Source organism: Alteromonas sp. BMJM2, from assembly GCF_027257845.1.
Lineage (GTDB): Bacteria > Pseudomonadota > Gammaproteobacteria > Enterobacterales > Alteromonadaceae > Alteromonas.
Genome location: NZ_JAPVOT010000005.1, coordinates 102882 through 123381 on the forward strand (window position 1 = coordinate 102882; position 20500 = coordinate 123381).

21 protein-coding genes and 1 pseudogene are annotated in these 20500 nt (G+C 43.4%); 7 read left to right on the forward strand and 15 right to left on the reverse strand.

Annotated elements, in window-relative coordinates:
* Window positions 1-69 precede the first annotated feature (69 nt).
* From O9X84_RS07535 to O9X84_RS07565, 7 genes are all read right to left on the reverse strand, one after another.
* Window positions 70-1101 carry a LacI family DNA-binding transcriptional regulator gene (locus O9X84_RS07535; RefSeq protein ID WP_269519071.1) on the reverse strand — a complete coding sequence of 344 codons (1032 nt, stop codon included), beginning with the start codon at window positions 1099-1101 and terminating at the stop codon, window positions 70-72.
* A gap of 189 nt (window positions 1102-1290) precedes the next feature.
* Window positions 1291-1920 carry a uracil phosphoribosyltransferase gene (gene upp / locus O9X84_RS07540; RefSeq protein ID WP_269519072.1) on the reverse strand — a complete coding sequence of 210 codons (630 nt, stop codon included), beginning with the start codon at window positions 1918-1920 and terminating at the stop codon, window positions 1291-1293.
* Window positions 1921-1986: 66 nt separating this feature from the next.
* Complete coding sequence (locus tag O9X84_RS07545) at window positions 1987-2208, reverse strand: XRE family transcriptional regulator (RefSeq protein ID WP_032097192.1); 222 nt, start codon at window positions 2206-2208, stop codon at window positions 1987-1989.
* A 441-nt stretch (window positions 2209-2649) separates the two neighbouring features.
* Window positions 2650-3135, reverse strand: a complete 486-nt coding sequence (locus O9X84_RS07550) for a WbuC family cupin fold metalloprotein (RefSeq protein WP_269519074.1) — start codon at window positions 3133-3135, stop codon at window positions 2650-2652.
* Between the two features lie 204 nt (window positions 3136-3339).
* On the reverse strand, window positions 3340-3879 hold the full coding sequence (locus O9X84_RS07555; RefSeq protein ID WP_269519075.1) for a DUF2780 domain-containing protein: 540 nt from the start codon (window positions 3877-3879) through the stop codon (window positions 3340-3342).
* 62 nt (window positions 3880-3941) lie between these two features.
* A complete protein-coding gene (ylqF, locus tag O9X84_RS07560; protein ID WP_269519076.1) occupies window positions 3942-4943 on the reverse strand; it encodes a ribosome biogenesis GTPase YlqF in 1002 nt (333 codons plus the stop codon).
* A gap of 110 nt (window positions 4944-5053) precedes the next feature.
* Entirely contained in the window at window positions 5054-5878 is an 825-nt protein-coding gene (locus O9X84_RS07565; RefSeq protein ID WP_269519077.1) for a TrmH family RNA methyltransferase, read from the reverse strand.
* Between the two features lie 355 nt (window positions 5879-6233).
* Between O9X84_RS07565 and O9X84_RS07570 the strand changes: the two genes are divergently transcribed.
* From O9X84_RS07570 to O9X84_RS07580, 3 genes are all read left to right on the forward strand, one after another.
* Window positions 6234-6638, forward strand: coding sequence for a hypothetical protein (locus O9X84_RS07570; RefSeq protein WP_269519078.1), 405 nt, complete (start codon window positions 6234-6236; stop codon window positions 6636-6638).
* Between the two features lie 95 nt (window positions 6639-6733).
* Window positions 6734-6925 carry a hypothetical protein gene (locus O9X84_RS07575; RefSeq protein ID WP_269519079.1) on the forward strand — a complete coding sequence of 64 codons (192 nt, stop codon included), beginning with the start codon at window positions 6734-6736 and terminating at the stop codon, window positions 6923-6925.
* A gap of 75 nt (window positions 6926-7000) precedes the next feature.
* A complete protein-coding gene (locus tag O9X84_RS07580) occupies window positions 7001-7657 on the forward strand; it encodes a crotonase/enoyl-CoA hydratase family protein (RefSeq protein ID WP_269519080.1) in 657 nt (218 codons plus the stop codon).
* A gap of 24 nt (window positions 7658-7681) precedes the next feature.
* Here the strand turns inward: O9X84_RS07580 and O9X84_RS07585 are convergent.
* The 4 genes and pseudogenes from O9X84_RS07585 to O9X84_RS07600 all read right to left on the reverse strand — a co-directional run.
* Window positions 7682-8026 (reverse strand): annotated as a pseudogene (locus tag O9X84_RS07585) (hypothetical protein); the annotation flags it as partial.
* A gap of 12 nt (window positions 8027-8038) precedes the next feature.
* Window positions 8039-8473 (reverse strand): hypothetical protein, encoded by a 435-nt coding sequence (locus tag O9X84_RS07590; RefSeq protein WP_269519083.1) that lies wholly within the window; start codon window positions 8471-8473, stop codon window positions 8039-8041.
* Between the two features lie 269 nt (window positions 8474-8742).
* On the reverse strand, window positions 8743-9744 hold the full coding sequence (rlmF, locus tag O9X84_RS07595; RefSeq protein ID WP_269519084.1) for a 23S rRNA (adenine(1618)-N(6))-methyltransferase RlmF: 1002 nt from the start codon (window positions 9742-9744) through the stop codon (window positions 8743-8745).
* A 131-nt stretch (window positions 9745-9875) separates the two neighbouring features.
* Window positions 9876-10676: a substrate-binding periplasmic protein gene (locus tag O9X84_RS07600; protein ID WP_269519085.1), complete on the reverse strand. Its 801-nt coding sequence runs from the start codon at window positions 10674-10676 to the stop codon at window positions 9876-9878.
* A gap of 181 nt (window positions 10677-10857) precedes the next feature.
* Between O9X84_RS07600 and O9X84_RS07605 the strand changes: the two genes are divergently transcribed.
* Complete coding sequence (locus O9X84_RS07605) at window positions 10858-12204, forward strand: M24 family metallopeptidase (RefSeq protein ID WP_269519086.1); 1347 nt, start codon at window positions 10858-10860, stop codon at window positions 12202-12204.
* Window positions 12205-12437: 233 nt separating this feature from the next.
* Here the strand turns inward: O9X84_RS07605 and O9X84_RS07610 are convergent, their stop codons facing one another.
* The 3 genes from O9X84_RS07610 to O9X84_RS07620 all read right to left on the reverse strand — a co-directional run bounded on the left by O9X84_RS07610 (window position 12438) and on the right by O9X84_RS07620 (window position 15416).
* Window positions 12438-12905 carry a DUF3718 domain-containing protein gene (locus O9X84_RS07610; RefSeq protein ID WP_269519087.1) on the reverse strand — a complete coding sequence of 156 codons (468 nt, stop codon included), beginning with the start codon at window positions 12903-12905 and terminating at the stop codon, window positions 12438-12440.
* A 348-nt stretch (window positions 12906-13253) separates the two neighbouring features.
* The gene (locus O9X84_RS07615) at window positions 13254-14366 is read right to left on the reverse strand and encodes a hypothetical protein (protein WP_269519088.1); all 1113 of its coding nucleotides are present in this window, start codon (window positions 14364-14366) and stop codon (window positions 13254-13256) included.
* A gap of 231 nt (window positions 14367-14597) precedes the next feature.
* Window positions 14598-15416, reverse strand: coding sequence for a PaaX family transcriptional regulator (locus O9X84_RS07620; protein ID WP_269519089.1), 819 nt, complete (start codon window positions 15414-15416; stop codon window positions 14598-14600).
* A 182-nt stretch (window positions 15417-15598) separates the two neighbouring features.
* Here O9X84_RS07620 and O9X84_RS07625 point away from each other — a divergent pair, with 182 nt between their 5' ends.
* Complete coding sequence (locus tag O9X84_RS07625; protein ID WP_269519090.1) at window positions 15599-17260, forward strand: isovaleryl-CoA dehydrogenase; 1662 nt, start codon at window positions 15599-15601, stop codon at window positions 17258-17260.
* Here the strand turns inward: O9X84_RS07625 and O9X84_RS07630 are convergent.
* Complete coding sequence (locus tag O9X84_RS07630) at window positions 17257-17463, reverse strand: hypothetical protein (RefSeq protein ID WP_269519091.1); 207 nt, start codon at window positions 17461-17463, stop codon at window positions 17257-17259. The genes O9X84_RS07625 and O9X84_RS07630 overlap by 4 nt on opposite strands.
* 369 nt (window positions 17464-17832) lie before the next feature.
* On the opposite strand from O9X84_RS07630, the gene O9X84_RS07635 reads away from it, so the two are divergent.
* Together O9X84_RS07635 and O9X84_RS07640 are read left to right on the forward strand one after the other, a co-directional pair.
* Window positions 17833-18411 carry a DUF4136 domain-containing protein gene (locus O9X84_RS07635; RefSeq protein ID WP_269519092.1) on the forward strand — a complete coding sequence of 193 codons (579 nt, stop codon included), beginning with the start codon at window positions 17833-17835 and terminating at the stop codon, window positions 18409-18411.
* An 88-nt stretch (window positions 18412-18499) separates the two neighbouring features.
* Complete coding sequence (locus O9X84_RS07640) at window positions 18500-20485, forward strand: class I adenylate cyclase (protein ID WP_269519093.1); 1986 nt, start codon at window positions 18500-18502, stop codon at window positions 20483-20485.
* Window positions 20486-20500: the final 15 nt, after the last annotated feature.

Consider the following 20500-nt stretch of genomic DNA (forward strand, 5'->3'; position numbering starts at 1 on the left):
ATGGGGCTAGCTACGTATTTATATCGGCAGCGCCGCAAACCCTTACATTAACATCAACGGTAATCAATACTAATGACGAATGGTTTCGCCCAGCCTTAAATCAAACGGCAGTATTTGCTTGCGAACTTCACCGGCTAATAACGCTTTAGCGGCGGCTTCGCCCTTAGCTACGCTAGACTGACAAACCGTTGTTAAATGCGGCCTAGCTCTATCCGCTTCCTCAATGCCATCAAAACCTGTAATTTTGAGTTCGTTTGGCACATCAATGCCCATCGCTAGCGCGCTGTGCAGTAACTCTAATGCAATGATATCACTCATACATAGCACCGTATTAGGCCGCGGCGAACTCATAAGCACTTCTTTGGCTGCTTGTCGGGCGTAGCTTCTGTCACTCTCGGGAAGGTGCCAAATCCATTCATTGTTTATCTCAATGCCCTGCTCTTTCGCAGCCCGCACGTAACCGTCTAAACGACGATGTGAGATTGAGCTATTTACATCAATCAAGGGGCTATCGTAAATTCTGCAGGTGGTAGGTGAGTCAATTAACCGTAAACCAAGTATAGCGACAATGTCATTTTCATCGATTGCAGCTTTGGCAACTTCATACGCCGCGTTTTCGTTATCAATGTTGATTGAAGGCACATCATCAATATCAAAATCTACAGTAATGGCTGGCTTAGACTGGGCTGCAATTTCTTGTGCTAGTTTATAATTTCGCGGTGCGCCATAGCAGATAAACCCATCCACAAAGTCCACTACATCCAAAATACTGTTTGAATCACCCGCGTAGAGAAGCAGGTGCTTGCCCTGTTGCTGAAGCGTTGTGGATACCCCTTTGATGAACGTACTGGCTACCGGGTCGCTCACCATATAGGCAATGCTGTCTGCAAGTACAAGTGCAACAATGTTTGACGTACCCTTACGTAAAATTTGTGCGGCCTTGTTCGGCCCTGAATAGCCTATGCGTTCGCACTGCGCGAGTATTTCTTCTCGTTTCCCTTTTGATAATTGATCAGGACGATTAAAAGCATTTGAAATAGTAGCGGTTGATACGCCAAGTTGTTGTGCGACATCTTTAAGCGTTAACTTGGTCTTTTTCATTGTAGTTCACTCACTGTGCGAATCTTAATCGATAACTGCTATGGCAATGTTATATCACCTTATCGAGCAGGGTTTCGCACAATACTAACATCAACTTAAACGTTTAACCCAACCAAATTAACGAGTTCATAACTAAAACTTAAACTTTTTGCGCGAGCTTAAACAAAAGTTGGAAACGTCCGATGAGTACTATCGCGTACCAAATATTTTGTCTCCAGCATCGCCTAAACCTGGCAATATATAACCATTCTCATCAAGGCGCTCATCGATAGCTGCAGTAAAAATATCAACATCGGGGTGCATATCTACTACGCTTTTTATTCCCTCTGGTGCCGCAACGAGAAATAATCCCATTATGTTTTTACAGCCTTTTTCTTTTAGCAAGTCGATGGTAGATATCAAGGTGCCGCCAGTGGCTAACATAGGGTCGACGATGAGTGCCGTTCTTTCTTCAATGTTTTTAACTACTTTATCGAAGTAAGCCACTGGTTGCAGAGTCTCCTCATCGCGATATAGCCCAACAACACTTATTTTGGCGTTTGGAATAAGCTCTAATACCCCTTCGAGCATACCTAAGCCGGCTCGTAGGATTGGAACTACCGTAATCTTTTTGCCCTTGATCTGCTTTACTTCAACTTGGTCGCCAGACCAGCTTTCTATAGTCGCGCGCTCTGTAGGTAGCGTTCGCGTTGCCTCGTAAGTTAATAGGTTACCTACTTCTGACGCCAATTCGCGAAAATCTTTACTGCTAACATTAGCGTTTCGCATTAGCCCCAATTTATGAGCAATAAGAGGGTGCGTAATTTCATGAACAGCCATAACGAGTTCCTAAATAGATAACTAACATCATACTATAGTAAATGTTATCGCATGCTCTGTCGCGGTTTACGCAACATCCAGTGTTCCGCCATCGGGTAAAGTCACCTCTATGGTTAAACTTCCGCCAACGGCAGCTAAATACGCAGCCGCTCGTTGCAAAGACACATCTTGAATGCGCTTAGATTCAAGTTTACTTACCCCCGATGCAGTCACTGATAACGCCATGGCCACCACTTCTTGTTTAACACGATGCTGTTTTCTGATGTCGCCTAATGTAAGTTCTTTCATTTGTTTTTACCGAAAAATTGAGGGCATTAAAAAAGCCCAGTTGGTTCACACCTTCTGGGCTTTTGCAAAACGTTCTTACCTATGCCCAGAAGCGAATACTTGCCCCTGAACAACACGCGTCAGGTGCGGTCAGTAGATAAAATTATAAAAATAAGATAGTGAAACGTTTTGCATGATAATTCTCTTATATCTTTGGGTTTGGCTTTAAAAAACTATTTTCTGAATACTCACTACGCGAGTACTTTATTATCGCTCAACGTGTTTGTGCCGGCTCGGTAAGTCTGGGTGTAATCAGCAGCTTATTTTCCTATTCGCCCAAGCGTGTTAGCGGCTTAATTAACACTTATAGTTAAACATACCATCACTGCTGGCAATAACAACTGCTTTCCTAAAAGGAAAGTGGATAACATCGTGTTTGGGCGGCTGCGGTTTTTCTGGCACTTAAAATGCTGTACCAATATCAGCGCTTTTTAGCTTAGTTAAAAACGCAGGAACCTCTGCACTGCCCTCTTCGGGTGACCAAGACGCAAACCCCTTATCTTCGTTGAGATCGTAAGGGCCTTGCTTTACTTCCATGAATACCACAGGTTCGAAACATACTGTGGCATGCCAGGTGTGCGGCACAATCTCTAACCCTGAACATTCCCCACCTGCTTCCAATGAAACACGATTGGTCACTATGCCGTGCTCATCAAAAAATAATAGGTCTAAGGCCCCTTCAACAACCATAAAAAACTCCCACTTATGGCGTTGAATATGCTGGTGAGGCCTCACATAAGAATCGGGAAGCATAGCAATGAATAAGCGCTGCACAACATCGTCGTAAGACCGATGTACATTCAGGTTTGCCCGTTTACGCGGGCTCTTTGCAGCCTCATTTTTCAATTTGGCGAAAGCGGCGCGGTCAAATAGTTGCACATTATTCATTGCATTCCCTCGTCGTTGATAGGTCAAAAGAGATAGCCATTGAATTAGCTACTGTATTTGTTGCTCAATGCTACAGTTTGTCATTGTTATGACTTGTCTTACAAAAATAAAAAACGAGCATTACGCTCGTTCTTTTTTAAACATACTAGAGTGCGCATAGCATTGCACGCGCTAGAATGTGCTTACCTTTGCGAGCACTAGCCTTTATGCCTTAAACGATGATAACCCATCCATTAGCACGGTCTTAAGCTCTTGCCCTTCTTCCGTATCAAGATAAGCCTTAACGCTCTCAACAATTTGTGCTATTTGCTGGGTATCGAGACCTAGTGAGTCGAATTGCTTTTTCAATTCGTTCATATTAGAAAAAGATTCGCTATATCCAGCCGCCTTATCCAGCAAACCACCAAGAGAGCCTTTACTGCTCATCTCACTCACATCGGGTGCCGCCGCAAGCAGGCTGTCTAAATTAGGCAGGTTCGATTTAAGTGTGTTGATTTGCTCTGCTGAGATATTTTTTTCAGCGTAGCTAAATAGCGCCGCTAAACTTCCCTTCACCTGCTCAGAAGTCATACCCGTTGCATCTTCAACTGAGGCCATCATTCCTTCAATTGTGGGGCCCGTCACTTCTTCGCCTTCCGCGGCCAATCCTAAAAAGTCTTTGATTGAATCTAGCCAACCTTCTGCCTGTACCTGTGGTGCAACAACTAGCATTGAAGCTAAAGCAAGCGCGTATACACGTTTCATAATTTTTCCTTATTATCTATGTTGCGGTTAGGGTAAACCAAACCATGTAATATCAATTATAACTATTTAGACTTTTTCATGCGGCGGCTTTGCTCTTCACGCTTCTCTTCGCGCTTCTCTTTGCGGTCTTTTTTGTCGGGCGTTAAAGAGCCGGTTTTGAATTTCTGCTTACGCTTGGCCTTTGCTTCTGCTTTTTTCTTAGCCGCTTCTTCTATTTCTATTTGTTCTGCCACAAGCATTTCAGGCGTTTCAAGGGTTATGCGACCTAATTTGCCAGACTGAAGTTCTTTTAACAGTATTTCACAAATTTTATGAAGGTTTACGCGCCCACCGGCCATTATGGCGCCGCGACTTTTTGCCGCAGCTTCTAAAAACTCAATTTCGGTATCTGGCAGTTCATCGAGCTTATACCGCTCTTTTAACACCTCTGGGTAAGCCTTTATTAAGTAATCGGCGGCAAAGAAACCAACATCATCGTATTCCATTGCCGTGTTTTTCACTGCGCCAGAGGAAGCTAAACGATAGATAGAATGTGGGTTTTCAAGTTTCGGCCACAGCACCCCTGGGGTATCGAATAAAATAATACCGCTTCCTAGGTTTATGCGCTGCTGACTTTTCGTGACGGCAGGCTCGTTACCTGTTTTTGCGATAATTCGATCGGCAAGAATGTTAATAAGCGTAGACTTTCCAACATTGGGTATGCCAGTGATCATCGCTTTAATCACTTTAGCCTGACCATCTTTATGAGAGCATATGCTGCGGATAAGCTGCATAAGTTGCTTACTGTTACCAGGGTTATCGCTCGATGTGGTAATGGTTTTAACGCCGCGCTCTTTTTCTAAGCTTTCTTGCCAACGGACCGTTATCTCTGGGTCGGCTAAGTCATACTTATTCAAGATTTTAATACAGGGTTTATCGCCGCGTATCTTGGCAATTTCAGGATTTTCACTCGAAAACGGAATTCGTGCATCAAGCACTTCGATAAGTATGTCTACCTGGCTGAGCGACTCTTTTATTTCTTTGAGCGCTTTATGCATATGACCGGGAAACCACTGAAGAGCCATGCGTTATTCCTATGTGTTTATTGGGGCTGAAAAAATATAAGTAATAGTGAATGCAAACAAAACGCTGCAAGCAGCTTACTCAAAAATCGCGGTTGTGACTTGGCGTTTAGTTAACATGATAGCTCGTAAGCACAAATATTCACCGCACTAGCAAGGTTCAACGAATCTATCTTACCACTGCCCGGTATGGTAAATGCAGTAGCGTTTAGACGCTTTACATCCTCAGTAGGTACACCACGAGCTTCATTGCCAAAAAGGTAACATTCGAAGTGACCAAAGCTCTCGGATTTTACCTCTTGCCCGTGCATGTCTAAATAAGCGAACTGAGAAAATCGTGATGTTAAGCTTTCCAGTGGAACATTAAGCTCCATATCAGCGTGAAAGATAGCCCCCATACTCGACCGAACCACTTTAGAGTTAAACGGATCCACACTGTTAGGGCTGAGCAGCAGCTTAAACTGATCAAACCATGCTAGCGTACGCAGTATTGTACCAAGGTTACCGGGGTCTTGTACCTCATAAAGATAAATACAGCGCTTTGAATTGGCGCTGCTTACCGACTTTTGCATCTGCTCGTCCGCGGGTGCATTCTGGCGCGGCACTTCTTCAGATAGCGAATGAGTTACTGAATTAGTTACCGAAGGAAGCGGCACCCTAGCGATAATCCCCTGAGGTGATTTTGTATCGCTTATTTGCTGCATTTGCACTGAGGTGACTGTCTGAACCTGGATGACATCATCGCTAAGTAATGGCGCATATTCTGCCTTGGCATTGTCAAGCCACGCTTCATACTCTGAAGTAACGTATACCGCCACCGTGTTTTTAGGCGCCGACTTCAATAACTCTAAGATCAGATGTTCACCTTCCACCAAATAATAACCGAACTGAGTTCGATACTTTTTTTGGTGTAGCTTTTTTACATCGCTTAGCTTCATTGACTCATGCTCCAGAGTTCATAATAGACACGCCGTTTAGAATAGGTGCGCCCCTTGTGGCGCGCAAGTTTAAGTGATGTGGTTAAAAACTCAAGGTGATAATGAGGACACTTTTAAATTTAACGACTTCTTACCCTCTTGAAGCGTCTTTGCTATGTATCTAACTCATTCCACCTCTGCCTTACACAGATGTAACACTGTAAGAAGTCGTTTTTTCGTATTCTTACGACCCGAATCATCAGATTTTAGTATTAGCGTGAAAACAGTGTGATAAGAAATCGTGAAACGTCGTTGAAACATATTGTGATTATCTATTCCAAACAACTATTAAGAAGCCGGAAAACTAACACCTACTATGACTGCTATAACCCGCAACAATGACTCGCCAGCTATCACAAATAGCGAAAACACAGAAGATTCAGAGCGCTCTATGGCAATAGAATCGTATTTGGAATATACCAAAACTATATTGCCAGCGATGGCCACGTCATTAGTTAGCCAGTCTATTAATTCGGCAAATCAACTCGTCACATGGCCCATACAGAACGATCACTGCTTTCAAAGGGTGGTGCTAGACACGATTTGCCAAGCAGCTTGGTATGACGTTATTCCATCTCCGGCTTATAAAAACCTGTCTTTAGAGCAAGCGCGAGCAGCAAAAGCACTTTGCGAAAAGATAGCGAATAACCAAGTGTGCCTAACCACCTTAAATAATAAGTCGAAGACATGGCGAAACAAGCAAGCTACGTTCGATTTTTAGGCTCTAAATTTATACCAGTCCGCGATTACGAACATTTTAAGTCTCGCTGAGAAGGTAATTATCTAGGCGAACTGGTATTGACTAGGGGGGAAACTATGCCACAACGAACATCACCAAAAGATGCATCAAGAATTCATCGCGCAGAAGACTTGGAAGAAGTAGTAGTCGATAAGCGCGCTCAATGGAGAGCCAATGGTGCCAAGGCGCGACGAAGACAGCGTCGGTATAAGAAGAAAGTGGTTACGTCTTTGGTACAAGACATTTATGAAAATGAAGCATTTGATTAGCAACTCGATGCAACGTATGCTCAATGCAGGTTCTGGTAATACCAGTTTAGGTAATGTGTAAAGGGCGTAAAACTTATGGCTTTCGATTTTAACATTGAGAACGACATTGCAGTAATCACCTTTGATGACGGCAAAGTGAATGCGGTGGGCTTTGATTTAATAGCGAAATTTAATACTGCACTTGATGAAGCGGAAAAGAGTGCAAACGCTGTGGTATTTCATGGCGGCGAAGGAAAGTTCTGCGGCGGTTTCGACCTTTCTGTAATGAAAGGCGATGACAAAGCCGAGCAGCATAGGCTTGTTCAAGCTGGGGCAGACCTCATAGTTCGCCTGTACGGTTTTCCACTGCCAGTGATCGTTGCGGCAGAGGGCCACAGTATAGCATTAGGCGCTATCATGCTAATGGCAGCAGACTTGCGTATAGGTAAAGACGGCGGCACAAAATATGGGCTAAACGAAACGGCTATTGGCATGGTGCTGCCCGCTTTTGGTATGGAGCTCGCCAAAGCAAGGTTGGCACTCACATCACAAACCGAAGCGTTACTTTTTTCACGTATATTTGAAGGTAAAGACGCGGTAAAGGCGGGCTTTTTAGACGCTGCCGTACCTCAAGATCAAGTGCTTCGCACTGCCCTTGGTTATGCTGAAAAGCTTAAAATGCTTCCTCGCGCTGCATTTGCCGAATCAAAAATACAGCTTAGAAAAGACACCATTGCCAACATGAAAGGCTAGCGCAAACATTAAGCAGTGATAAGGCTAAATACGCTCTATCGTTATCACTGCCTGCTTCTCTGCTTTTTCAATGCCTTCTTTTGACCAATTAAGCCAGTCATTTAGCCCTTTGGTTGTGTGAACAAAAGCGGTGCCATTACGACCGGTTTCTTTTACTCTATACAACGCCAAATCGGTTAGCAGCATGGAGTGCTCCCACTGATGTAAGTCGGTTTGCGAGTTTTCCCACGGAAGCCAAGCTGCACCTATGGACATGGTTAACGGCGAAGGCAGGCCAAGCTTATAATGCAAGTTGGTGAGCGCATCATGAAGCCTGTCGTTTAGCGCCTTAAAACTTTGCTTTTTGATGGTAGGAACAATGAGCAAGAATTCTTCCCCGCCTCAACGCAACAGACAATCCTCCGGTCGACTAACACTCTCTATGGCATCGGCAACGTACGTCAGCACGCTGTCGCCCTTGGTAAGCCTATATCGATATTGCGGTACCTTTTCTGCAGCAAATATTGGCTTGGTGTACGCCACTTCTAAGTTACGTTCGTTGGTAATTTCGATAACGGAAGAGGCGGAGGTGAAGCGTTCACCATTTTGATATACACCGGAAATAACCATTGGTGAAATCATGGGCTGGCGCATGGTGGTATCAACCGACAGCACGCCTGCTAATGTTGGATAATAAAGGTGGTCGTTAAAAACAACGCCTCGGTTATTTCCCGCGCCATTACAACACTGAATGTCTTTTCTTGACGTAAACGTGCCGTCGTCTCTTAGTACGATATGCCGTCGTATTTGCTGTTTATAAAGACCCGATAAGTCCACAGAAAATAAATACGTTGATTTGCTGCCTGCAGCTGAGAGTGTTCTCGCTAACGGGTTAGAGGATATTCACAGGTGGCGTTCGCCGCAGCATCAAAATAAACGAGTATTTTATCGACGTTTAAAAGCTAGACGTGCTAACCTTTTCTATAGATATTTGCAGCGGCCCTTGTATGGACGAATAGTTTTTCACCAGCCTTGGGTTGTCAATTGAAAACGCCTTGAATAGTTTACTTAATTTTACGCTCGCGTTTAAGTTCGGAGCGAGGCGGCTACGCAAAACGCCAAGCAACAAATCGGCTAAGCTTATTGCCCTGCCCCATATTAACTACCTTGATCTCTTCAGCTTTAAAGAACGCCAAACTTTTTTCGATGAGCTTTATGTGTTCAGACTTAGACACTAGACATGTAAACCAAGTGACGTTTTGCTTGAATTCAACACTCTCTTTTATCATTCGTTGAATAAACGCTAGTTCACCTCCCTCACACCATAACTCGTTAGCTTGTCCAGCAAAATTCAAACTTGTAGTAGACTGTCCTATTTTTTCGGACTGAGCTTTGAGATGCTTACCTGAGCGCTTTGCTTTGTTCGCAGCTAAATTTTTGTTTTTGCGCGCACTACCAGTAAGCGCATCCTGTGCAGATTTATGAAAAGGTGGGTTACACATAGTGAACGTGAAATGATCATCGTGACCAATTACTCCGTTAAATATGTGCTCAGAATATTGCTGCCGCCTTATCTCAATATGCGAATGTAGCGAGCTATTATTTTTTACTATTGCAGATGCATTGTCATACGCTGTTTTATCGATGTCGCTTCCGATAAACGACCAGTCGTATACCTGAGAGCCAATAATCGGATAGATAGCGTTAGCGCCTACACCTACATCTAAACCTTTCACGTTTTCACCAAGAATCGCTTTAATAGTATCGACGCTTTTTGATGTTATCTCGCTTGATTGTTTGTTGCCATCGCACTTTCCTAAGGGCTCTTGCCTCCCAAAAAAATCGGCGAGAAGGTCGGCAATACCATGAATATAGTCTGCGCGACCAGGAACAGGAGGGCACAGGTAACCTTTAGGCAGTTGCCATTGACTGACGTTGTAATAATGCGCCAGTATTGCGGTATTCAATGCTAAAACAGCGTCAGGATCAGCGAAATTAATACTCTTTTGGCCACTTCGAGCATTGATAACATGGGGTTTCAAGGATGGGTGTGACGAACACAGTGCCGTCATGGGATATCCTTCGTTATGGTAACTGCGAGGATGCATGTGATGATCTTCTATTTTGAATTTTTAATAAGATTTAGTTTGCGTTCTTGATTGTGTGCAAAGTTCTATTCTATGCGCTTTGTTCTGCGGATCAAGACGCAGATTAATGCAGGCAACGTTTTGAATTAGTGCTAATTAATACTTTTTATTGGCATTTCCAAACTGTATTTTTGATACATGGATAGTAGATTTCCACTGCGTAGCAACCTATCAATTTCTTCATCAAAGTGCTGTTTCAGTCGCTTTCCCTTGTCACTGTATACAAAAGACCAATACAGTTTGTAACGCCCTATTGTCTTCACTTTCATATTCGAGCCTTGTGCGCCTTTATCCTTTTCTATCAAGGGAGTAATAATACTGCGCAAATCGACAAAATAATCCACCTTTCCTTTTTTAAGCAGCATTAATGCTTGCTCTGCACTTTCAACTGGCACGCCTTTCGCGCTTTTCGGCAATGCGGCGTAAAAGACATCCACCTCATAACCTGCTCTGTAAGCACCTACACTCGACGATAAATAGCGACTGTTAAGCTCACTGTCGTTAAGTGAAATCACATTAATATCTTCGGTAAGTACGGGCCATTTGGATTGATAGAAAGAGTTCGTTTTTGGAAGGGCACCAGTGAGGTCTATTTCACCGATTGCGAGATTTTTCAGCGTTCGTTGCCACGGAAAATATTCTACACGCAACGAATACTGAGGTTCATTATATATTTCAGACAGAAGCTCATGATAAAAACCCGTACCGTTTCTATCGGTGAAATTTGGCCATGCGTCGGTTCCCCACTTCACTACTTTTGCTTCTGTTATTGTATTTTCTTGTGTCAGCGCCTGATGTTTATGTTGACGCTCTTTTTCTGGTATTGGCACAGCTATTTTTGCCGCGGTATAGGTCGATGCCAGTAAGAGTAAAACTAAAGCTATCTGTTTCATCTGCGTTCACTGTTGAAAAAGCGCAATTAAATTCGCTTACGCTATTCATTTATTGCCATTAGAGCGTGTTACAACACCACATGCCCTCAAAACGAGTCATTTTAAACGTATATAAATCCCGCATACTGATTTAACACCGTCTATGCTAATGTCGTAAATCGTACCACAAAAAAGGAAATTTATGAGAACGTTATCCACTGGTTTTTTTACCCTATATTTACTTTTTTCATGCACATTTACTTGGGCTCAAGACATATTAAGCATGAAAGAGCGAAGCGATGTTATAGACAACACTCTTGCCCATCGTTTTGCCACTGTTCTACCCCACATTATGCGACGAGAAAATATTGATATGTGGGTTATTATGTCAAGGGAATACAATGAAGATCCGGTGTTAAAAACGATGCTCCCTTCTACTTGGCTGTCGGCCAGACGCCATACCATGTTAGTTATCTACGACCCGGGCGAAGGACAGCCCCTAGAAAGGTTAGCCGTCGCACGATACGCCGTAGCCAATAGCTTTGAAAAAGCCTGGGATAAAGAAGAGCAACCCAACCAATTCGATGCTCTCGCCAATATTATCAAGCAGCGAAACCCCAGCAAGATAGCCATCAATACTTCAGACGCTTTTGCTCTTGCCGATGGAATGACCTCTACAGAAAAAACCATGTTTATGGCGGCGTTACCACAACCCTATCAGGAACGTGTGGTATCTGGCGAGAAACTATCTATTGGGTGGCTAGAAACACGTAGTGATATGGAAATGGAATACTATCCAACACTTGCGCAAATTGGCCACAACCTTATCGCCACTGCATTTTCAAACACAGTGATCACACCAGGCGTTACCACTACCGATGATGTTGTATGGTGGTTACGAGACAGAACTAACGAGCTTGGGCTTAAAAATTGGTTTCACCCAACAGTATCGATTCAGCGGGCTGACAGTGAAGTATTTGATCAGATAAAGGCGTTTAGCAAGCGACCCGAAAAAAATGTTATTCAACCTGGCGACCTTATTCACGTTGATTTTGGCATTACCTATTTGCGCTTAAATACCGACCAACAGCAGCATGCCTACATTTTAAAACCAGGAGAAACCGACGCACCAGATTACTTAAAACACGCTCTTGCTAACGGCAACAGGTTACAGGACATCTTGACCAACAATTTTCAAAAAGGCCGTTCTGGTAATGAAATATTAAAACGTTCACGAGACCAAGCCATAAAAGAAAATATAAAACCCGCAATTTATACCCATCCGCTAGGCTTACATGGGCATGCTGCAGGTCCAACCATTGGGATGTGGGATGCCCAAGAAGGAGTTCCAATACAAGGTGACTATTCTATGTATGAAAATACTGTTTATTCCATTGAGCTTAATGCCGCAACTATGATTGAAGAATGGGGTAAAGAGGTAAGAATCATGCTAGAAGAAGATGCATTTTTTAACGGTAAAACGGTGTCGTATTTAGATGGACGACAAACCGAATTTCATTTAATTTCTTCCGAGACTAAGGAAGATTGACTGCAAGAAGGTAACCCAGAAACATTAGCAAAACGGAAGATATTGGCAAAACGGAAGATATTGAATTAGCCGATTGCGTTCTTAGCTTACACTTTTAGTACACATTCTTAGTACTGATTAGCCTTATTCGCAACATTCTTTGAAAAGTGAAGTGACGGGCCTTTTGTTTTGTCAGCAAAAGGCCCCGAAACTGATATTGCTAATAGCTTTAATCTGTAAAGCTACGCTAACTTTTACTCGTCAGCAGTGCGAACTTCTACGTTTTGCATTTTGTAAGAACGAACGAAGTCGCTAATGTTCTTTTGATTACAAATAATGTTCTCACCTTTCAAGCCATACTTGGTTAACGCTGCATCTTTACCGATGGTTAATGCCTCTAAACACGCCTGTGATGCCGCATTGTCGTTTTTAGCCACCAGAGCAACTTTCGTTGCAGTTTCAGACGCCTGGTTATTTCTAAACATATAAGCAAACGTTCTCAATGACTCGCCATTACAGCGAACTGATGCACTGAATTCTTCAGCATCGAAACCGTTCGCGCGTACTAAGCGAAGTGCAGGTTGATAGCCTTCATTCGCGGCAGTTAAGCACGCTTTTGTTTCGATGTTTTCATCCACAGGCTGTAAGCGAACGTCTTTAGCAAAAGACTGAGTAGCAGCGACAGAGAAAAGAAGTGAGATAGCAAATGTAGACAGTTTCATATGTATTCCTATTTTTGTAACTTAATTAGACATTGCGAAAGCAATGACTACATTATGACCAGAAAAATGGATAAATAAAGCACTTTATGTAATTTAATTACATTTATAAGTATAAAAACATTCAAATTACGTTAATGCTGAAAGTAATTTACATAAAAGCATCACATTTATCGTTTTGTTTACAATTACAGAGGATGGTATTAGGCCGTTTTTTTAGGAAAGGAGTTTGTGAAATTAAGGCTTTTATAGCGAAGATTTTAGGCGCGCCTGATCTGTTGGGAACAAACGCGCTTTTTTAACGGATAGACTCTTTAATAAAAGGATCGCCTTCAACAGGTTATGTTGAATTTAGCTAATAAGGTCATGCATCCAGTTCAACGATGGGAGTGGGTTTTCAGGTTGATAGAAAAGACGGTTAAGCCTGCCTAACAAATTTACAGAGTGATTAGGATCTTTATGCTTCATTCTGTGTGTGCTTTCTGTTTGCAAAAACTCCCAAGGTTGTAGATTCAAATGGTCAATTTCTTCTTGGGTAACTCCTAGAGAAGTGAGCGTTGACAAAATCCGCTCGGTCTTGCTTTCTGCAATCGGTATCAACGTATTGCTGTACATGTCTACCAACGGCGCATTAACCGCTTCAAGAGTGTGTTGAATGGCGCTCCACACCATATCATGATCAAACTGCCATCCTCGTGGCGCATAGTACCCCTCTACTTCCCACTCTAGTTCAGCATTACTTACCGCAATTGAACTATCGGCCTCTGGCGAAAAAGATAAGTCAGGTTTTGCACCAATGTTGTAAGCATCTACACTCATGGCAATACAAATAACAAGGTCGCTACAGTGGAGTTTATCTGTATAAAGCGCCTCAAATGCAGCTCGCTTTACTCCCATCCACCCGTGCACTTTTGAAGGTTGCTCTACAAAATGACGAACGTCGTTAGGCAAATCCTCTCCGTAGCGCTCTATCAGCAATGGCAACGGGCTTTGCTCAGGCGCGTCGTCGGGCATCCATACCTCGTATTCTTGGCGATTGTCAGCTTTTCCTCGACTTTTAATGCCGTAAGACAGATTCACGGGACGACAAATACTGCGATCCTCGTCTACCTTATGAAAATACTCTGAACGCATTCGCTTTATAAAAGGCGCATCTAAGTTTGCAAGGGCCGCTGTGGGATAACGATACCCAATTTCGCTGTTCTCTACCATTTTGAAAGACGGTATGTGTTTTTCTAGTTTTGCTTTAACACCGCTTAGCGCTTTTACATTTGGCAATACAATGCTGCGCTCAGGCTCAATGGTTAACCGGCTGCCGTCCTCGGTGATAAATTTTGGCACTTTGTGAAACTCGTAATTCGCAAACCCGAGGGATTTTAAGGCGGAATCGCGGTACTGAGATAACTCAGAAAATAACGATGCATGATTTCGAATATGTTTAAACAACGGACGAGATGTGAACATTATTACTCCTTGTAATACGACAACTTATGCAACGGCGACTCGGGAATGCAATGAATAAGACCTAGTCAACGAGTAAACAATAAGCGATTGGTACTCTATATACTCTTTGTGCACTTTGTGCTCCGCTTAAGCGTTAGTTAAGCATTAGATTAGCAGAAGTCATACCATTATTTGTATACCTTAACCATTTCCTTTCCAAGCGCTTTCGCGCTGGTTCTTTTGCTGTTTTAGCTAGGCGAATTGGGTATTGTCTAGTGATAAAAACTGGTGCCAAATCTGCGCACCAATATCGTCGTAATGTCTAACTAATTCTGCGAACTCTCTTCGCAGCGATTCATTTATCAATGGTGAGGGCAGCAGTGGATCGAACACTAACTGATGAAGTGCACTGTCCCCAATCTCAAACGATTCTGTTGTGGCGTCTTCTAATGACAGTGTTGGCAGGCGATTTATCGATTCTTTTAGTTCAATAACGCCCTGCTGATAGCCCTGCTCTAACTCTGCGGTATTCCACAACTTTCCAGCCCGTAAATGTAGCTTCGGCTCTAAGTCGAAAGCGCAAAATACCGCGGCCTGTTGACTTAATCCTAGTGCCTGCAGCTTTTCTCTAACCACACTGGCACCACCTTGAATGTTTGAAGGTCTGATGTGCATATCGGGAAGCAATTTTTTTAACCCAAGAATTTTTAATGCACGGTCATTCTGTCTAGCCTGTTTCTTATCACTTTTTGCTAGCATATGCGTGTGCACCACTATCCAATCGCCATTCCAGCTAGGTAGCAATGAGGTTTCCGCATTTCGCCAGCTATTGATCTCTCGCGCAAAATTCACGCCCTCTTTCCCAAGCAGGTAGTAGCCTCTATCAACAAGCGATAACATGCCAGCACTGTGTAAACGATTAATGGTAACTCTGATACTATTTTCAGAGATATTAAAAAGAGCGCCTACCCGAACCGCACTTGACGCCGACATTTTCACATTATCTCTGGAGCCTAAAAGCTTGAGCAGCAATTTTCGTGCAACTGGCTTTTTTGTCTCTGCTTTATTCAAACTTCTCTTCCCTTTCCTTCACTTGGCACCCGCTTTTCCTGCTTACTTTGTTGCAATATATCACTTGTTGGAAGCGCGAGTTTATCAACGTACCTCAAGCACAAACATTACAAACTTTGACTAATTTGATTACACAATGTAATTTACTATACGAAAACCCACCGCTAGCTGAGCAAAATAACATGAAATTAAGCAACAAATTTCATACACATGAGGTAGTAAATCAACCCCATGAGCTTTTGGCTTATAACCTTTGGCTAGCTGACCCGCTGCTTCAAAGTTTGGTGAAACAACATCATTATGCTCCTCTTCCCACACTGCTTGATAAATTCGGTCAATATACTGGTGAAATGCAATTTGAACATGGTGAACTTGCCAACAAAAACAAGCCCATTTTGCATGCTTTTGACCGATATGGACGCAGAACAGACAACGTAGAGTTTCATCCAAGCTATCATGCTCTGATGGGCTCGGCCATGGAGCATCAGGTACATTCGTATTCGTGGCAAAACAGCTCAATACCAGGTGCTCACGTCGTTCGCGCCACCTTGCTCTATATTCATAGCCAGGCTGATGCTGGCACCACCTGCCCGCTAACAATGACCCATGCAGCCGTACCCGCCATTCAGTACGCAAAACACCTTCCTGATTATTGGCTTGATAAAATTATCAACGGTAGCTATGACTCGCGAGCGCTTCCTGCATTGGAAAAAAACGGTATTACTGTGGGTATGGGCATGACTGAAAAGCAGGGAGGTTCAGATGTAAGGCGCAATACTACCAAAGCCGTGAAACAAGCTGATGGCAGCTACGCCATTACCGGACATAAATTCTTTTACTCTGCGCCAATGTGCGATGCCCACCTCGTCTTAGCTCAGGCCAAAGGCGGGCTAAGCTGCTTCCTTCTTCCTAGGATACTTGAAAATGGCGAATTAAATCATGTTCGTATTCAGCGCCTTAAAGACAAACTGGGGGATTGGAGCAATGCATCATCAGAAGTAGAGTTTCAAGAGGCGACTGCTTATTTAGTGGGTGAGGAAGGTCGCGGTGTATCTGTAATTATCGATATGGTATCGCTTACCCGACTCGACTGTATGATTGGCTCTAGTGCTTTGATGAGGCAAGCGCTAATTCAAGCAATACATCACGTTAGCCACCGAGATGCTTTTGGTAATACGTTGATCAATCAGCCTCTAATGCAAAATGTGTTAGCAGACCTCACCATCGAAAGTGCTGCTGCTACTGCGCTGACTATGCGAGTAGCAAAGGCCGTTGATGAAAGTCGTACTAATCCTCAAGAGGCTGCCCTTGCTCGTATTTGCACGGCTATTGGCAAGTACTGGATTTGTAAACGTACCGCAACGTTTGTAAATGAAGCGCAAGAGTGCCTTGGTGGCATTGGCTATGTGGAAGAAAACATAATGCCGCGGTTGTACCGCCAAGCGCCGTTAAACTCAATTTGGGAAGGCAGCGGTAATGTACAGTGTTTGGATGTGCTGCGGGCCATGGCAAAAGAGCCTGCAACGCAGAAAACGTTATTTTCAGAACTAAAAAGTGCTAAGGGAAAGAATTCGCATTTCGATGAGTATGTTGCGCAACTCTCTAAAGGGTTTAGCGATACTGAAGCACTGGAAATGCGCAGTCGTTTGTTAACAGAGCAAACGGCGTTAGCACTTCAGGCTTGTGTGCTGCTAAATAACGAAGAGGCTGAAATACGCACTATTGCAAACAGCTTTTGCGAGAGCAGGCTGGCCGGCCGCCATGGTTTGGCATTTGGTACGTTACCGGCCTCTGCGCCATGTGAGGAGATTATTACTGCAGGGGCTTTATCAAAAAGAGGCTAAGGTGAAAGCCAGAACGCTTGAGATGCTTTATAGTAAGGAGTATCGACAATGGAGTTCAGTGCTTCGTTCACATGCTCTATGACGTTCTTTCCCCACGTATTATTGGTACAACTCACCGCACCAGGTATGGGTGTCTCACCCAATTCTGTGGTGTAATAATATTGCAGCTTGCTTTTTCCCTCGGTACGAATGAAGTAGTTCAAGAAGGAGGAGCCGAATTTACCGCCCAAATAATGGCCACTTTTTCTGTCTTATCCACCTGCGCGCTACTTGGCGCATTCGCTGCACAGGCTGCGAAGCACATCGTAATACCTGTGATCGTGAGCAATTATTTGAACATAAGTCATTTCGTGAAATTGAAAACGGGCGAAGTATCAACGATGTTTATATTTTCAACAATTATGAATTAGTCTACTCATTCTTAAGACCATTGCTTTTGATGCAATCATTGATGTTGCCATTGATGTTGCAATAGGCGATTCTGTCGTTAGTGAACTGCAAAGACTTATTGCATAAGCCAATCATGATCAACTGATTCTAAAAGCCCTTTTTAAAAGGCTGAAGATGCTCCAATGAATAAGGATAAGACGATGAGAGAACGATTTAGAAAGGCCCAACTGTTTTTCTGTTTGATCGCGTTCGGTGGCTTATTAGCGGGTTGTGCCTCTAACGCCCCGTCTATCAGCGTAGACGAAACACAGGCCTTTCAAAATATTAATAGCTTTTATGTCAAGCCAGCGCTAAACAGCGTTAATCCAACGCTTGAAAACAGTATTGCACAGACTATCGCCAATGTGATGACAGCGAAAGGGTTAACTGAGGTTTCACAGGATGAAGCTGACGTGCTCATCGGTTTTTTTCCTTTTGTTGAATCTAAAGATGGCGGCACACGTTTAAATATTGGCCTAGGCAGCGGCACATTTGGTCGCTCGGGCGGAATTTCCATAGGTAGCGTGTTTAGCATTCCTGTTGGCGAGCAATTTACAGAATATCAAAACTTACAAATAGACGTCACAAAAGAAAACATCTTTGTTTATAGTGCGTCGGGCAGTACTAAAATTGAATCGAATGATGCTATTACCGTTCAACGGGCACTAAACGAACTAGTGACATCACTTCTCGATAGCTACCCAAACACTAAAGATAATTAACAAGCAGATAGCAGTGAATCGCGCTATGCTTGGTAATGAATTTAAGACAATGGATATCAGGCACAGGCAATTGGGCGAATAATGATATATGGTTGAGCAAAAATCGCTCTCTTTACAGAAGAACCTTACAATAAGGTTGCTGCGCGTATTGCGATACAACAAATCACGAACAGAGCGTGCCCTTAGTTTATTGCCTCCCGAAAACAAACCATTGTTTCATGTGTTGCCATTTTTAATCCACGTAAATCATCCCGATTTACCCGGGTATGTTGAACCGCCTTCAAACGATGCAACAGTGCCTTTTGGTATTAACAATTACTCCTTCAGAAAAGATATTGAAATGGCGCTGACGCGCTGTTTTCCCTCATTGCAGTCTTTATTTGCTGACATTAAATCTATTTGGCCTCGCCAGCGGTGCATTGACTCGCTGGTCCTCATGGGGAGCATTGGTACTATTGCGCAAACCGACACGTCAGATTTTGACTATTGGGTATGTGTAGACGGAAAGCAGTTCTCTCCACAGTCCCTTGATTTATTAGCTCAAAAGCTTAACGCGATAGAGCAATGGGCTGATAGCAAGTGGGGCGTCGAAGTACACTTCTTTCTATCGGATATCGAAAAGGTAAAACGAAATGACTTCGGCGTTGCCGACGGAGAAAGTGCAGGGTCTGCGCAAGCATTATTTTTAAAAGCAGAATTTTACAGCACAAACATTGTTGTGGCCGGTAAGGTGCCTTTTTGGTGGTTAACACCTGAAAAATCGTCTCTAAAGCAATACGACGGCATTTTGGGATGCCTTGAAAAAGGAGGATCACCCGACTTAGATTGGTTTATGGATTTAGGACATCTAGAAAAACTTGATGCTGGAGAGCTTTTTGGCGCTGCCATATGGCAGCTGGGTAAAGCAATGGATTCGCCATTTAAATCATTACTGAAAATGGCAAAACTAGAAGTGTATCTCGCCAAGATAGACAGTGAACAACCCTTGTGCAACACGCTTAAGAAGTACGTTCACTTAGGCTCTGACGCGCCGGGAAACGACACTGATATCGATCCCTACGCACTGATGTTCAACGAGTTAATTACACACTACACTGCAGAAGGGCAGCCAGAAGATATTCTTATATTGCAGCAGTGTTTGTACCTCAAATCTGCATGCAAGCTCAGCCAGCCCTTGTACGAGGGAGAAAAACCACACTTTAAACGACGAATTATGGCTGCTTATGCCAAAAGCTGGGGCTGGAGCAGAAAGACATTGGAGCACCTCGATAACATTCAAAAATGGAATTTTAATGAGCGCGTTCAATTAAGTCGTCGCATACACCGCTTTTTATTGAAATGTTACAGGCGCATATCAAGTCAGCTTGATGGGCAAACCCAAATCATGGATGAAAAAGACATGACAGTGCTTGGTCGCCGATTAAGCACCTTCTACGGTAAAAAACCAAACAAAGTGGAATTTCTTCGAAGAGCTTTTGATGAGAGTTTATATTGCCCCACCGTAACCATAGCCGTGAAAACTCTTAAGAATGGCGATGAGATATGGACCGCCTACGCAGGTGATAGGCTGAGCAAGTCGGGTATTATCGATGAATCGCAAAAGATTTCACAAGCATCTAATGCAATGGCGTTACTTGTGTGGTGTGTTGCCAGTCGCATAATAGACACTAACACAAAAATTCACCTAGATTACAACTACTGCGAAATTAGCGAGCTCGACCTAAATGACCTGCTAAAACACCTGTGCGCGTTGTTTCCACCTGTACGGGTATCTGCATTGCCGCGAGAGGATTTACTGGCCCCAGAACGCATTATGACATGCATGGCGTTAGTTAATTTCCCCACCCTTCGCCAAAAGCCTACAGTAGAAGATGTGTATGTGCTTTACAGCACCACTTGGGGTGAGACGTTTTTGACACATGAGGAAGACGTTCTAGATAACCTATGGTACGAGCTTTCCGAAGTAACGCCTAAACCAAAGTGCTATGTGATGGTTCCTCGCGGAAATCAACAGTCTCGTATTTTAGGTGAATTTCTTGAATCTACCGATCTTACTTTTACAGTAGTTCACTAAACCAAGCATTGCATT

What these genes read in the sequence shown, in the direction of transcription:
- O9X84_RS07535 (WP_269519071.1), bottom strand. Translation starts at nt 1,101, where the DNA reads ATGAAAAAGACCAAGTTAACGCTTAAAGATGTCGCACAACAACTTGGC.
- upp (WP_269519072.1), bottom strand. Translation starts at nt 1,920, where the DNA reads ATGGCTGTTCATGAAATTACGCACCCTCTTATTGCTCATAAATTGGGG.
- O9X84_RS07545 (WP_032097192.1), bottom strand. Translation starts at nt 2,208, where the DNA reads ATGAAAGAACTTACATTAGGCGACATCAGAAAACAGCATCGTGTTAAA.
- O9X84_RS07550 (WP_269519074.1), bottom strand. Translation starts at nt 3,135, where the DNA reads ATGAATAATGTGCAACTATTTGACCGCGCCGCTTTCGCCAAATTGAAA.
- O9X84_RS07555 (WP_269519075.1), bottom strand. Translation starts at nt 3,879, where the DNA reads ATGAAACGTGTATACGCGCTTGCTTTAGCTTCAATGCTAGTTGTTGCA.
- ylqF (WP_269519076.1), bottom strand. Translation starts at nt 4,943, where the DNA reads ATGGCTCTTCAGTGGTTTCCCGGTCATATGCATAAAGCGCTCAAAGAA.
- O9X84_RS07565 (WP_269519077.1), bottom strand. Translation starts at nt 5,878, where the DNA reads ATGAAGCTAAGCGATGTAAAAAAGCTACACCAAAAAAAGTATCGAACT.
- O9X84_RS07570 (WP_269519078.1), top strand. Translation starts at nt 6,234, where the DNA reads ATGACTGCTATAACCCGCAACAATGACTCGCCAGCTATCACAAATAGC.
- O9X84_RS07575 (WP_269519079.1), top strand. Translation starts at nt 6,734, where the DNA reads ATGCCACAACGAACATCACCAAAAGATGCATCAAGAATTCATCGCGCA.
- O9X84_RS07580 (WP_269519080.1), top strand. Translation starts at nt 7,001, where the DNA reads ATGGCTTTCGATTTTAACATTGAGAACGACATTGCAGTAATCACCTTT.
- rlmF (WP_269519084.1), bottom strand. Translation starts at nt 9,744, where the DNA reads ATGCATCCTCGCAGTTACCATAACGAAGGATATCCCATGACGGCACTG.
- O9X84_RS07600 (WP_269519085.1), bottom strand. Translation starts at nt 10,676, where the DNA reads ATGAAACAGATAGCTTTAGTTTTACTCTTACTGGCATCGACCTATACC.
- O9X84_RS07605 (WP_269519086.1), top strand. Translation starts at nt 10,858, where the DNA reads ATGAGAACGTTATCCACTGGTTTTTTTACCCTATATTTACTTTTTTCA.
- O9X84_RS07610 (WP_269519087.1), bottom strand. Translation starts at nt 12,905, where the DNA reads ATGAAACTGTCTACATTTGCTATCTCACTTCTTTTCTCTGTCGCTGCT.
- O9X84_RS07615 (WP_269519088.1), bottom strand. Translation starts at nt 14,366, where the DNA reads ATGTTCACATCTCGTCCGTTGTTTAAACATATTCGAAATCATGCATCG.
- O9X84_RS07625 (WP_269519090.1), top strand. Translation starts at nt 15,599, where the DNA reads ATGAAATTAAGCAACAAATTTCATACACATGAGGTAGTAAATCAACCC.
- O9X84_RS07635 (WP_269519092.1), top strand. Translation starts at nt 17,833, where the DNA reads ATGAATAAGGATAAGACGATGAGAGAACGATTTAGAAAGGCCCAACTG.
- O9X84_RS07640 (WP_269519093.1), top strand. Translation starts at nt 18,500, where the DNA reads ATGGTTGAGCAAAAATCGCTCTCTTTACAGAAGAACCTTACAATAAGG.